The 12342-nt window shown below is 51.8% G+C and carries 10 protein-coding genes; all 10 read right to left on the bottom strand.

The annotated features are described in order from the left end of the window. Positions 1 to 4 precede the first annotated feature (4 nt). Positions 5 to 1300: an asparagine--tRNA ligase gene (gene asnS / locus BLR64_RS11035; protein ID WP_068728655.1), complete on the bottom strand. Its 1296-nt coding sequence runs from the start codon at positions 1298 to 1300 to the stop codon at positions 5 to 7. A 21-nt stretch (positions 1301 to 1321) separates the two neighbouring features. Beyond that, a complete protein-coding gene (locus BLR64_RS11030) occupies positions 1322 to 2530 on the bottom strand; it encodes an acetate/propionate family kinase (protein WP_090714177.1) in 1209 nt (402 codons plus the stop codon). Then, positions 2527 to 3399, bottom strand: a complete 873-nt coding sequence (locus tag BLR64_RS11025) for a 3-hydroxyacyl-CoA dehydrogenase family protein (protein WP_090714176.1) — start codon at positions 3397 to 3399, stop codon at positions 2527 to 2529. Before BLR64_RS11025 ends, BLR64_RS11030 begins: the two co-directional genes overlap by 4 nt. Before the next feature lie 132 nt (positions 3400 to 3531). Continuing rightward, positions 3532 to 5034, bottom strand: coding sequence for an AAA family ATPase (locus tag BLR64_RS11020; RefSeq protein ID WP_090714175.1), 1503 nt, complete (start codon positions 5032 to 5034; stop codon positions 3532 to 3534). Then, complete coding sequence (locus BLR64_RS11015) at positions 5027 to 5569, bottom strand: hypothetical protein (protein WP_090714174.1); 543 nt, start codon at positions 5567 to 5569, stop codon at positions 5027 to 5029. The genes BLR64_RS11020 and BLR64_RS11015 overlap by 8 nt, the downstream gene beginning before the upstream one ends. Positions 5570 to 5840: 271 nt before the next feature. Next, positions 5841 to 6608: an aminoglycoside adenylyltransferase domain-containing protein gene (locus BLR64_RS11010; RefSeq protein WP_244157670.1), complete on the bottom strand. Its 768-nt coding sequence runs from the start codon at positions 6606 to 6608 to the stop codon at positions 5841 to 5843. A gap of 164 nt (positions 6609 to 6772) precedes the next feature. Then, positions 6773 to 7291 (bottom strand): cell wall elongation regulator TseB-like domain-containing protein, encoded by a 519-nt coding sequence (locus BLR64_RS11005; RefSeq protein WP_090714172.1) that lies wholly within the window; start codon positions 7289 to 7291, stop codon positions 6773 to 6775. 56 nt (positions 7292 to 7347) lie between these two features. Continuing rightward, the gene (locus BLR64_RS11000; protein WP_090714171.1) at positions 7348 to 8649 is read right to left on the bottom strand and encodes an amidohydrolase; all 1302 of its coding nucleotides are present in this window, start codon (positions 8647 to 8649) and stop codon (positions 7348 to 7350) included. Further along, positions 8636 to 9289 (bottom strand): redox-sensing transcriptional repressor Rex, encoded by a 654-nt coding sequence (locus tag BLR64_RS10995; RefSeq protein ID WP_090714170.1) that lies wholly within the window; start codon positions 9287 to 9289, stop codon positions 8636 to 8638. The genes BLR64_RS11000 and BLR64_RS10995 overlap by 14 nt, the downstream gene beginning before the upstream one ends. A 117-nt stretch (positions 9290 to 9406) precedes the next feature. After that, complete coding sequence (dinG, locus tag BLR64_RS10990; RefSeq protein ID WP_090714169.1) at positions 9407 to 12265, bottom strand: ATP-dependent DNA helicase DinG; 2859 nt, start codon at positions 12263 to 12265, stop codon at positions 9407 to 9409. Positions 12266 to 12342: the final 77 nt, after the last annotated feature.

Genomic DNA, 12342 nt, shown 5'->3' with positions numbered 1-12342 from the left:
TTATTTAAGGGTATAGACGGTACAGTGTACGCGGGAACGGAATCGTTTCACGTACATGATCCAGACCGCAGATCCAGGCTACTGTGCGCTCAAGTCCGAGACCGAAGCCGGAGTGAGGCACGGAACCGTAGGTACGCAGGTCCATATACCACTTGTAAGTATCCATGGAAAGATTATGCTCTTTGAAGCGCTGTTCCAGCAGTTCCGGATCGTCGATACGCTGCGAACCGCCAATGATTTCACCGTAGCCTTCCGGTGCAATCATATCCGCGCAGAGCACAACCTCTGGACGTTCAGGGTGCGGCTTCATATAAAATGCCTTGAATGACGCCGGATAGTGCGTAATAAATACCGGCTTGTCGTTGGCTTCGGCGATCGCCGTTTCATGCGGTGCACCGAAGTCATCGCCCCAGGCAATTTCATGGCCGTTATCATTCAGGAACTTGATTGCATCATCATAGGTAATCCGCGGGAACGGTGCTTTGATGTTCTCCAGCTTGGATACATCGCGGCCCACCGCTTCAAGCTCGGCGCGGCAATTCGTCAATACGGATTGTACGATAAAGCTGATGAAATTCTCCTGCACCTTAAGGCTCTCTTCATGATCGGTAAAGGCCATTTCCGGCTCAATCATCCAGAATTCAATCAGATGGCGGCGGGTTTTCGATTTCTCGGCACGGAAGGTCGGCCCGAAGGAATAGACCCGGCCCAGCGCCATAGCAGCAGCTTCCATGTACAGCTGTCCGCTCTGAGTCAGGTACGCGTCCTCATCGAAATACTTCGTGTGGAACAGGTTGGTGGTTCCTTCAGCCGAGGTTGGAGTAAGGATCGGCGGATCCACCTTGGTAAAGCCGTTTTCGTTAAAGAACTGCTGAATCGCGCGGATAATTTCCGCACGGATTACGAGTACCGCACGCTGCTTCGAAGAGCGAAGCCAGAGGTGACGGTGATCCATCAGGAAGTCAACGCCATGCTCCTTAGGGGTAATCGGATAATTCTCAGTGAGATGCAGTACTTCAATACCGGTAACAGTCATTTCATACCCGGACTGGCTGCGCGGCTCCTCACGGATAATGCCGGTTACATACAGCGAGCTTTCCTGGGTGAGGCTCTTGGCATCGTCCCAGACCTGCTCAGGCACTTCCGATTTCACCACAACACCCTGGATATAGCCTGTACCATCCCGAAGCTGCAGGAATTGAATTTTACCGCTGGAGCGCTTGTTGTTCACCCAACAGCCGATGACAACACTCTCTCCGACATGCTCATTCACATTCTTGATCACACTTTTATTAGCCATGCCTAAAATCTCTCCTCTAATTTAGCCGTTAATTCCTTGCACCAGACGATAGGTATCGCGGGCAATGACAAGCTCTTCGTTTGTCGGAACCACCAGCACCTGCACCTTGGAATCAGCAGTGGAGATGCGGCGCGGATCACCGGAACGGACCTTGTTAGCTTCAGCATCAAGCTCGATGCCCAGGAACGTCAGATTGTTCAGTACCCGTTCACGCAGCAGTGAGGCATTCTCGCCGACACCAGCTGTGAAAACAATAATATCTACACCGTTCATAGCTGCTGCATAGGAACCGATGTATTTGCGCAGACGGTATTCATACATTTCAAAAGCAAGCGTAGAATTAGGCTCGCCCTTCTCTGCTCCGTCAATGATGTCGCGCATGTCGCTGCTCACGCCGGAAATAGCCAGCAGACCGCTGTGCTTGTTCAGCATGGAGTTCACTTCGCCGACAGACAGCTCTTCCTTGTTCATTACATAAGGAACGATAGCCGGATCGAGGTCACCGCTGCGTGTACCCATCATCAGTCCTTCCAGCGGGGTCATCCCCATGGAAGTGTCAACGGACACTCCACCCTGAACCGCAGTTACGCTGGCGCCGTTACCGATGTGACAGGTAATGATCTTCAGGTCTTCCAGCGGACGGTCCAGATACTCGGCAGCAGCTTTGCTTACGAAGTCATGGGAAGTACCGTGCGCGCCGTAGCGGCGGACTTTGTATTTGTTGTACAGCACTCTCGGAATGGCGTACATATAAGCTTTCTCTGGCATAGTCTGGTGGAATGCAGTGTCAAAAATAACTGCCTGCGGAACACCCGGCATATTGATTTCAGTTGCTGTAATCCCCATTACGGCAGCAGGGTTGTGCAGCGGCGCAAGGTCAAACAGCTGGCGGATTTTGGACTTGGCGTCGCCGTTCACCAGGGCGGATTCCTTAAAGAACTCACCGCCGTGTACAACACGGTGGCCGACAGCATTGATTTCTTCAATGGAGCTGATTACACCATGCTCGCTGTCAGTCAGGCAGGCAAGCACTTTGCGGATTGCAGTGTTGTGCTCCAGAATTTCGCTGACTTCGGTTACTTCCTGTTTGCCGGTCGGCTTATGAGTCAGAATGGAGGAATCCATCCCGATGCGCTCTACCAGACCTTTGGCCAGAACAGACTCATCAGTCATATTGTACAGCTGATATTTCAAAGAAGAACTGCCGGAGTTAATTACTAGAACGTTCATATACGGTCACCATCCTTGTCATACTTGAAGAAGCCTTCGCCCGATTTAGCACCCAGTTGTCCGGCACGCACCATTTTTTTGAGGATTGTGGAAGGACGGTATTTCAGTTCACCGTACTCACGGAACATGTTCTCAAGTGCGGCAAGTACGGAGTCCAGACCGAAGCGGTCAGCCATTTCAAGCGGCCCGTGCTGGAACTGGTAGCCGATACGCATAGCATCGTCGATATCTTCAGGCGAAGCGACACCTTCCTGCAGGACGTGCATAGCTTCGTTAATGAACAGGCAAATTAGGCGTGAAGTTACAAATCCCGGGGATTCATAAATCATTACGCCCTTCTTCTCAACGATTTCATCAACAAAGGTTTTGGTATCTTCAAAAGTGCTGTCAGAGGTTTTCAGACCGCGCACGATTTCGACAAGATCCACCTTGCCGACAGGATGTATGAAATGCATGCCGATAACGCGTTCAGGATACATTGTAGAGCTGGCAAGCTCAGTCAAGCTTAGTGTAGAAGTGTTGCTGGCCAGAATAATGTGGCTTGGACATACCTGGTCAAGCTGGTTGAACACTTTTTGCTTATCTTCAAGATCTTCAGTAATGGTTTCGATGACCATATCGCAGGAGCTGAGCTCAGCGAAGTGTGTCACTTTCTGGATACGGCTCAGAATCAGCTTCTTCTCAGCCTGGGTAATTGCCCATTTCTCCAATTGCTTATCGAGATTTGTCTCGATCATCTCATAGGAGTAGTCCAGTCTTTCTGCGTTTTTCTCCACCAGTAATACATCCAGGCCTTTGGCTGCCAGCATTTCGGCAATCCCTTGTCCCATTGTGCCACCGCCGATGACACCAATCTTTTTAAACTTCATGTAAAAGCCTCCATCCTTTCAGGTATCTATACTTTTGTATTGTACCTTGTCTGTCGAAAAAAATATGTAGCACGACATATAATAATATCTTAGCATGTCTCAAAAGTAAAAAAAAATAACCGGCATAAATATTTATGCCGGTAATTTTACACTGTCACGAAATTGACAACGAAATTGCTCTCCGGAGAGAACTTCTTCCTTCATAAGGATGTCTAGGGAGTAATTAAATATGCTACGCTGATGCTCCAGCAGTTCACGCGTCCGGATCATAAGCTCATCCAGTATTTTACTATTTTCCTTCATAAGCTCTTCAGTGGTAACCATTTGCAGATTGGCGATCCCCAGTGAGGTGAGGCCTGATTTCATCATGGTCTCTACAATATTCAGGGCCTGATCGAAGTCACCGCGTGATCCTGTGCTGCGCCCCCCGTAATACATTTCCTCAGAGGCTGCGCCGCCAAGCGCAATCATGATCTGGTGCTCCAGATAATCCTTTGTATACAGGTACTGCTCTGTCTGCGGATTGTGCCGCACATAACCGAGTGCCTGTCCCCGCGGAGTCAGTGTTACCTGGCTGACGCTTCCCGGACGCAGCAGCTCCGCCATAATCGCATGGCCCAGCTCGTGGATCGCCACCCGCCGCTTTTCTTCCTGGTTGGTCTCACGGTCTGTCTTCTCGCCCATCATGACCTTGTCGATCGCTGAGGATAAATGGCGCTGCTCCACCTGGGTCAGATTTTCGCGCATCATATAAATCGCTGCTTCGTTCATGACGCTTTCAAGCTGGGCACCGGAGAACCCGTAGGCTTCCTCGGCGATTTTGTCCAGATCAACACTGGCATGCAGCGGCTTGTTCTTGGCATGAAGGTCAAGAATGGACTTGCGGCCCTTTTTGTCGGGCATATCCACCTGGATGTGGCGGTCAAACCGGCCCGGACGCAGCAGCGCGGAATCCAGCATTTCTTTACGGTTCGTTGCGGCTATCAGCAGAATACGCGGTGCATCGTTGTTGTAGATCCCGTCCATCTCGGTCAGCAGCTGGTTCAGCGTCTGGTCGTACTCGCGCTGCTGTCCGCCTTCGCGCTTGCCGCCGATTACATCAATCTCATCGATAAAAATAATGGCGCTCTGCTTGTTTTCCTTAACGGCGCGGGTACGGGCATCCTTGAACAAATCACGGATACGTCCGGCACCGACACCTACATACATTTCCACAAACTCACTGCCTGATGCCGCAACAAAGACGGAATTGGTATAATGTGCCGCAGCCTTGGCCATCAGCGTCTTCCCTGTCCCCGGAGGCCCGGTGAGCAGAATCCCCTTGAGCGGGCGGATCCCGAACTTGCTGATCTCCTCATGACGGATCAGAAAGTCAAGGGCTTCGCGCAGCTCCTGCTTGGCATTGTCCTGGCCGCCGATCTCTTCAAAGGTAAGCTTCGACGGGCCGTTCTTCTTGCGTTTCTTGTCGGCACCGGCATTGACTGTCAGACCGCCGCGCAGATGGGCAATCAGCAGCAGGGCGCCGAGCATGCCGGCAGCGATAACAACCGGAAAAATATTAATGCCGACAAAAGCCATAAAAACGAGCAGCACCGGAGCAAAACCGGCGAGGACTTCCTTCCAATACTTAGGCATTATTCCACACTCCCATCGTTCCGGGAACCCGCGGTAAAATAATGAACTTGCTCTGTTTACCGTCACTCAGGCTCACGTAGACGTTATTGTCGTCGATTTCTGTCGTTGCCGTCACATTCTGAAACTCGGAGCTTTGGGCCTTGAGACCGTCAAGCTTGGCCGGAATCAGTGTATATTTACGGCTCTCCATCGCTTCTGCGACAGAAAACATCGCCTTGTCCCAATATTCATCAAGCAATGCACTGGAGTTCTGGTCAACATCAAGCCTCAGCGTACGGCTGCCGATTGCTGACTTCCCTTCGCTATTAACATACTGCACAAGCTCACGCAATTTCGTTCCAGGTTCAAGATTAAGTTTCAAAGTTACTTCATTGCGGTTAATACTAATATGTGATTCATTGACTCCTTCATAGGATGATACAATCTTCTGGAGCGGCTCCTGCACAGCGAACTGGCGGTAAGCATACCAGCCTCCAAACAGCAGCGCCGCAGACAACAGAGACGTTAACAGCACTGGTACAAGACGTAATTTCAAGCAACGTCCTCCTCTCAGATGTAAGCCAATATAATAAATAATTAAGATAGCATGTTTAGTGATAACCTATTATCCGGCATGCTCTTTCGCATGTCTTAAGTACATGGACTAGTATATCATAGGTGTATATACGATTCCGCATAAATTTGTGAATATATTTAAAATTTTCGGTACTAATTTTTGGATATGCTTCTTTATTTCTATTTCATATCGACAAAAAAGACATGAATGATGAGATCATCCATGTCTTTTATTCGTCATACCAGACAGTTTAATCTAGCATGCTGTTAATCCGGTCCGTCATATAAACCGCAAACTCTCTCCATTCTTCAGGAGGAATGACCTCGCTTGAGCAGTCTGCTCTGGTATACTCCGCCAGGCAGTGATTAATCAGCGGCCCATACGGTGAAGGCAATATTCTAAGCCCCCATTCCCCGCCTTCCTGCTTTGAAAAAATATTCTTTTCGACCAGATAACCAAGCACCCGGCACAGATTGAGCGTAAAATAGACAGGCTTGTCTGCGATATCCTCAACTGCATTTTCAATATCATATACTAGGGACTGGATGTAAAGCCGTTCATTTACCGGGAGCATAACCGAACGGATCGCCGGCCCGTACAGCGTTTTCTCCCTGTGATAGACAACTGTCAGATGAGCAGCGAGATCCGCATCCTCAAATCCGCCGCAGATATAATGTTCATCCTGCCTGTATCTGTCCAGATGAAAATCCGAGAAATGGAACTCAAAGGGGGTCGGATGCACAAAATCTGTAAGGTATTGTTTTAGAATCACACTACATTCTATTCCCCGGCGGTTGGGCAGGCTGTCCTGAAATTCGACAATTCTGCGCGCCAGCCGCTGATAAACCGGAAAATGCGCCTTATTGTGTATCACAACCAGCAAATCTATATCACTCTGCTCTGGACGATAGCATCCCATCGCCAGGGAACCGTGCAGATAGATGCCGGATAAATGCTCGCCCAAAACTTCCTCAAACAAGTCCACAGCCTGCCTAAGATAACGTTCTGTATCCATCATACCCTCTCCTTATATTAAGGTTTAATGACCACATTTCGCATCAGAATTGCTATACAATCTGTATATCAAAAATCGCACACTCGAGTATATACATATGGCTTAAGCAAAAAAAGCAGCAGCCGGACCTATTCGTCCAACTGCTGCTTATGCCGTTTCCCGCTGTATTATTTACTCGGCAGGCTATAGCCGTCCCCGATTGCCGTACCATCGCTAAACCGGTAGAACCGGTAATAATACCGTCCTTCCTGCTTGTAGAAGACCTGCCATGCATATTCTCCGTTAAATACGCCGGGCAAAAGCCGCCTGATATCGGCACCGGGCAGCTCAGAAGCAAGCTTCTCCCGGATCTGCTGCTCTGAGGTACCCTGCGACAGCTCTGCCGCATAAATATCGTTGTCGCCTCCTGCCGGTTTGCCGTCAAGTGTAAAGCGGACCCAGACCATCAGCTCGGTGCCCGACTCATTCTTTCCTGTAAGCACCCAGTAGACTGCATTTTCATCCCAGACGGATTTCTGGGCCTTGGTCACCTCAGTCAGTCCCGCACGGCTTCTGGCCACTTCCCTGGCTGCGCTGCGCTCGGCCCACTGATCCTTCATAATATAGGCATAGAACTGCCCCAGTCCGAACAAAAGGAGCAGTGCCGCACTGATCGCCAGCGGAAGCCATTTTTTCCTTTTCCTCAAAGTGCAGCTCCCTTTCCTAAATAACTGACGGGATTACCCGTTTAACTTGCATAATATTATCTTGTAAGCAGGCTTTCAAAGGTTTCCTGCGCTTTGCGGCGGACTTCCTCTTCATCCAGTGTCAGGCACTGGCCGTGTTTTACAACCTGTTTGCCGTTAACCCATACATGCTCAACATCCTTTGCACTCGCCGAGTAGACCGCATGGGAGAGCAGGTCGGAATGCGGCAGCAGATGCGGCTGGTCTATATCAATGGCGATAAAGTCCGCTTTCATGCCTGCAGCCAGGCGGCCGACGTTGCTCAGGTAGATGGAAGCTGCCCCGTATTCCGTTGCCATCAGCAGCGCTTCCGGCGCAGGTACAGCAGTCGGATCGCCGCTCACGCCTTTATGGATCAGTGCGGCCAGGCGCATCTCCTCGAACATGTCAAGGTTGTTGTTGCTTGCCGCTCCGTCAGTGCCGAGTGAGACTTTGACTCCAGCTCTAAGCAGGTCCGGCACACGCGCTACCCCGCTCGCCAGCTTGAGGTTGCTGCCCGGATTATGGGATACTCCCACATTGTATTTGGCCAGAATTTCAATTTCTTCATCATTTAGATGAACACCGTGGGCGATCATGGATGGGCGGGTGAACATGCCCAGCTTCTCCAGATGCGCCACCGGACGCAGGCCGTAATCGGCCACATTCTGCTCCACTTCATGCCGGGTTTCGGACATATGCGTATGCATCGGCAGGTCCAGATCATGAGCCGCCTGCACAAATTTCACGAAGAAGTCCGGCGGACAGGTGTAAGGTGCGTGCGGCGAGAGCATTGCCGTAATTCTGCCGTCTGCCTTGCCGTGCCAGTTGCGGGCAAACTCCACGGCTTCCGCCAGCTTCTGGTTCTGCACATCCTCAGGACACAGGCCGATGGCACCGCGCATCAGTACAGCACGGATACCCGACTGTTCTGTAACCTCGGCCACCCGGTCCATATGATCATACATATCAAGGAAAGTTGTTGTTCCGCCCTTGAGCATTTCCAGCACGGACAGGGCTGATCCCCAGTACACATCATCTCCGGTAAATTTCGCTTCCATCGGCCACATTTTTTCCTGCAGCCAGGACTGAAGCACCATATCGTCACCATACCCGCGCAGCAGCGACATCGCCGCATGGCCGTGGGTATTGACCAGTCCCGGCATGAACAGCAGACGGCTGCCGTCAACCGTCAGAGCACCTTCTTCGGCTGCAGGCTTGTCTTCCCCTATGTATGTGATCAGATCATCTTCTATCGTCATATAACCGCTCAGGACAGGCTGAAGCGAGCCAGGTACAAGAAACCGGCCGTTCGCGATTATCGTTTTATTGCTGCTCATCGGTAACTTCTTCCTTTCCGTCATGCAAATAGTAGGCAAGGCTCTGCAGATCAGTCGTAAAATCGGCCGCATGGATACGGATTGACGGCGGAGTCTTCAGAATAACCGGCGCAAAATTAAGAATAGCCTCAATGCCCGATTCCACCAGAATGTCGGCTACATTCTGCGCTTCACTGTCCGGTACGGTAATAATGCCGATCCGGATCCCCTGCTCACGGATGGTCTGGCCCAGCTCCTCCATCGGCTGAACCGTCAGGGAGTTGATTTTCTGGCCGACCTTGGGCGCGTAGGAGTCGAATACGGCAGTGATTTTCATCGTATCCTTCAGATAAGCATTATAATTGGAAAGGGCATGGCCCAGGTTCCCCGCACCGACCAGAGCCACGTTGATCTGCTGGTCAAGCTTGAGGATATGGCGGATCTTTTCGATCAGGTAGGATACATCATAACCGATGCCCTTGCGGCCGAAGTCCCCGAAATATGCCAGGTCCTTGCGGATCTGTGCCGGATTAAGATCAAGCTTCTGTCCCAGCTCCTGGGAAGAAACGGTTGCAATTTCGCGCTTCTGGAGATCATTCAGGAAACGCAGATACACTGGGAGCCTGCGTACGACAGCCTCCGATATTTTGTCCGATTTCATGTCTTCTCCTCCTAAATTTAGTATGACTCGGATGTGTATGAAAGCCGCACCGCTTCCCGCTACTTTAGCATGTGGGAAGCTGATGCGGAACTAGACTAAGAATGAAATAAATGCATTTTAGGAAATGCCGCCCTCCAGCCACTCCTCGATTCTCGGAACCATCTGGTCAGTCAGCATATGCTCCATCTTGGGGCCGGGCAGCGAATACAGGAAATACTTCCCGTAGTAAGACTCGATAACCCTGGTATCATATACAATGACAATTCCCCGATCCTGGGCGGTGCGAACCAGCCGGCCGAAGCCCTGCTTGAAGCGGATAACCGCCTGGGGTACCGACAGCTTCATGAACGGGTTCTTCTTCTGTGCCTGCAGCAGCTCGGCTTTGGCCTCTGCAAGCGGGTGGTTCGGGGGCTGGAACGGCAGTCTGACAATCGCCAGACAGGTGAGCGCATCTCCGGGAATATCCACGCCTTCCCAGAAGCTGCTGGTTCCAAGCAGCACCGCTGCAGAACTGTCCTGAAAACGCCGGATCAGCTTGCTGCGGCTCCCTCCCTCTACACCTTGCCCAAGCACAGCGATGTCCTCTGTGGCCAGTGCCTCCTTCAGCGGGTCGTAGACCTGCCTCAGCATTTTATAGGAAGTAAACAGCACCAGCATGCGGCCTTTGGTTGCTACAGCGGCTTCTGCCAGCGAGTGCACCAGTTTGTCAACAAACCTGGCATCCCCTACACTGCCCTTTACGCTCGGAAAATCACGCGGTATAACAAGCAGTGCCTGCTCGCGGTAATTAAACGGTGAAGGCAGCAGTGCGGTCATCAGCCGTTCCTGCTCCGCAGCCTCGCCCAGGCCGAGATTATCGATCATGAACTGGAACGATTTATCCACAGACAGCGTTGCAGAGGTCAGCGTTATACTCTTCTTCTTGTCGAAGAACAGCTCCTTGAGCTGGGCACTGACATCTACCGGCACAGCATACAGCTGCAGGGATTTGCCGCGGTAATTGCTGCTGCCCTCCATCCAGTACACAACATTCTCATCATTCAAGCTCATGAAGAAACGGATCTGCTCGCGGATCGAGGCCAGATCCTTAAACAGGCCGCCGATGTCGGTTACCAGACTGTCCGAGGAGGACTGGCTGTCGGTATCGCGCATTTCACTGAGCATCTTGTCGCCCCTGCGGATAATATCGCTGAGGCTGAGATTCAGCGTGTTCTCCAGCGCAGCCAGCTCTTCCCAGTCCCTAGGCTTCTTGCCGGGATGCAGGCGTGACACCAGCTGCCCGGCCTCACCAGCTGCGGCATCACTGCGGTCCGGCAGCAGTCCGAACAGCTTGTCGCTGAGCACATCCCAGGTTTCCTTGACGGTCAGCAGGTCCGGATAGATCCGGTCGATGACACTGCTCCATTCGGAGGCCTGCTCGCTTCCCGATGTCTGCAGGGTCTGGCGAAGCGCCGGGAGCTGGCCGCTCTTACTGTCCTTGTACAGCCGGGTCAGCGTATGGGCAACAGTGAAATATTTCATCTGCATGCCCAGATGCTTGCCTGCCACATCCTCCAGATGATGTGCTTCATCAATCACAAGATGCTCATAGGCAGGCAGCAGCTGATGCCCGGCCTTTACATCTGCGAACAGCTTGGAATGATTCGTAATGACTACATCGGCAATTCCGGCTTCATGCTTGGCCCGGTGATAGTAGCATTTACGGAACCACGGACAGGACCGGCCCAGACAGGAGTCGGTGTCGCTGGCGACGCTTTCCCAGAAGTCGCCGCCGCGGCCGCTGAGATTCAGCTCCTCATCGTCACCGGACTGCGTCTGGGTAAGCCACACAAGCATTTGGGCTGCAGTGAGCGTTTCTTCTCTGGTGCCTACGAAGTCCTTGTTATTTATTTTATGTTCAAACTTGCGCAGACACAAATAGTGCCCTCTTCCCTTAAAGACGGCAGCCTTGAACGGAAACGGGACCACTGTAGTCAGGAGGGGGATGTCGCGCTCACGCAGCTGATCCTGCAGATTGATTGTATGTGTGCTGACCATCACCTTCTGGTCTGTGCGCACGCTATGATAAATAGCCGGCAGCAGGTAGCCCAGCGATTTGCCGGTGCCGGTGCCCGCTTCAATCAGCAGATGCTTTTCTTCCTGAAGCGCGGTCTTTACTTCGCCGATCATAATCTCCTGAGCTTCCCGCGTCTCATACTGAGGTAACGTATCCTTCAGCCGGACTGTTACCTCAGCCATGTAGTCCTCAAAGGATACATTCTCCAAAGGATTGCCGGAACCCTCCTCGCGCGGTGGAACAAGCTCATTCCAGTCGCCGACCGCAAGCGCCAGCTGACGGTGAAAGGTCAGCTCGCCCTCCGGCTGGAAGGTTTCCATCTCCCGCTCATGAAGCAGGCCATCAAAATACCAGGCCAGATCGCTGTCCTCGCCCGCAAACAGCTCATTCAGGCGCTGAATGGTCAGCAGCGGCAGGCTGTACAGCTCGTCAAGACATTTAAGCAGCACGAGCGCAGTGGCCAGCGCATCGCTGTCAGCCTGATGCGGACGCTCATGCGTCAGCTTGAAATGCGCACTGACTGCACCGAGCTGATAGGTGGTCAGCGACGGAAAGCATATTTTGAGAAAATCAATCGTATCGAGAATCCGGCCCTGAAACGGCAAGTAGCCGCAGCGGTCCAGGGCATTCTGTAAAAAGTGGAAATCAAATGCGACATTATGCCCTACCAGCACAACATCATCCAGCAGCGGGACCAGCTCCATCATCATTTCATCCAGCTCCGGCGCATCCGCAACATCAGCGTCGGTTATGCCGGTCAAGCCTGTAATAAAAGGAGGAATCGGTGTTCCGGGCTTGACATAGGACCCATATACCCGGGAAACAGACCGGTCTTCTTCTATAATGGCAAGGCCAACCTGGATGATCTCACCCACAGATTGGGTTCCCGTAGTTTCAAAATCAAGCACGGCAAATTTCATTGTAAGTTCTATTCCCTTTCACTTGAGACTCCATATCAGCATAACAGAAGTTACGTAAAAAGGCGATGCAAGCCGCT

Origin of the sequence: Paenibacillus typhae (genome assembly GCF_900099765.1) — a bacterium.
Lineage (GTDB): Bacteria > Bacillota > Bacilli > Paenibacillales > Paenibacillaceae > Paenibacillus_AQ > Paenibacillus_AQ typhae.
This window is presented reverse-complemented; position numbering and strand designations above follow the sequence as displayed.

Excerpts from the sequence above, each read along its gene's own strand:
- asnS (WP_068728655.1), bottom strand. The coding sequence starts at position 1,300 with ATGGCTAATAAAAGTGTGATCAAGAATGTGAATGAGCATGTCGGAGAG.
- BLR64_RS11030 (WP_090714177.1), bottom strand. The coding sequence starts at position 2,530 with ATGAACGTTCTAGTAATTAACTCCGGCAGTTCTTCTTTGAAATATCAG.
- BLR64_RS11025 (WP_090714176.1), bottom strand. The coding sequence starts at position 3,399 with ATGAAGTTTAAAAAGATTGGTGTCATCGGCGGTGGCACAATGGGACAA.
- BLR64_RS11020 (WP_090714175.1), bottom strand. The coding sequence starts at position 5,034 with ATGCCTAAGTATTGGAAGGAAGTCCTCGCCGGTTTTGCTCCGGTGCTG.
- BLR64_RS11010 (WP_244157670.1), bottom strand. The coding sequence starts at position 6,608 with ATGATGGATACAGAACGTTATCTTAGGCAGGCTGTGGACTTGTTTGAG.
- BLR64_RS11000 (WP_090714171.1), bottom strand. The coding sequence starts at position 8,649 with ATGAGCAGCAATAAAACGATAATCGCGAACGGCCGGTTTCTTGTACCT.
- BLR64_RS10995 (WP_090714170.1), bottom strand. The coding sequence starts at position 9,289 with ATGAAATCGGACAAAATATCGGAGGCTGTCGTACGCAGGCTCCCAGTG.
- dinG (WP_090714169.1), bottom strand. The coding sequence starts at position 12,265 with ATGAAATTTGCCGTGCTTGATTTTGAAACTACGGGAACCCAATCTGTG.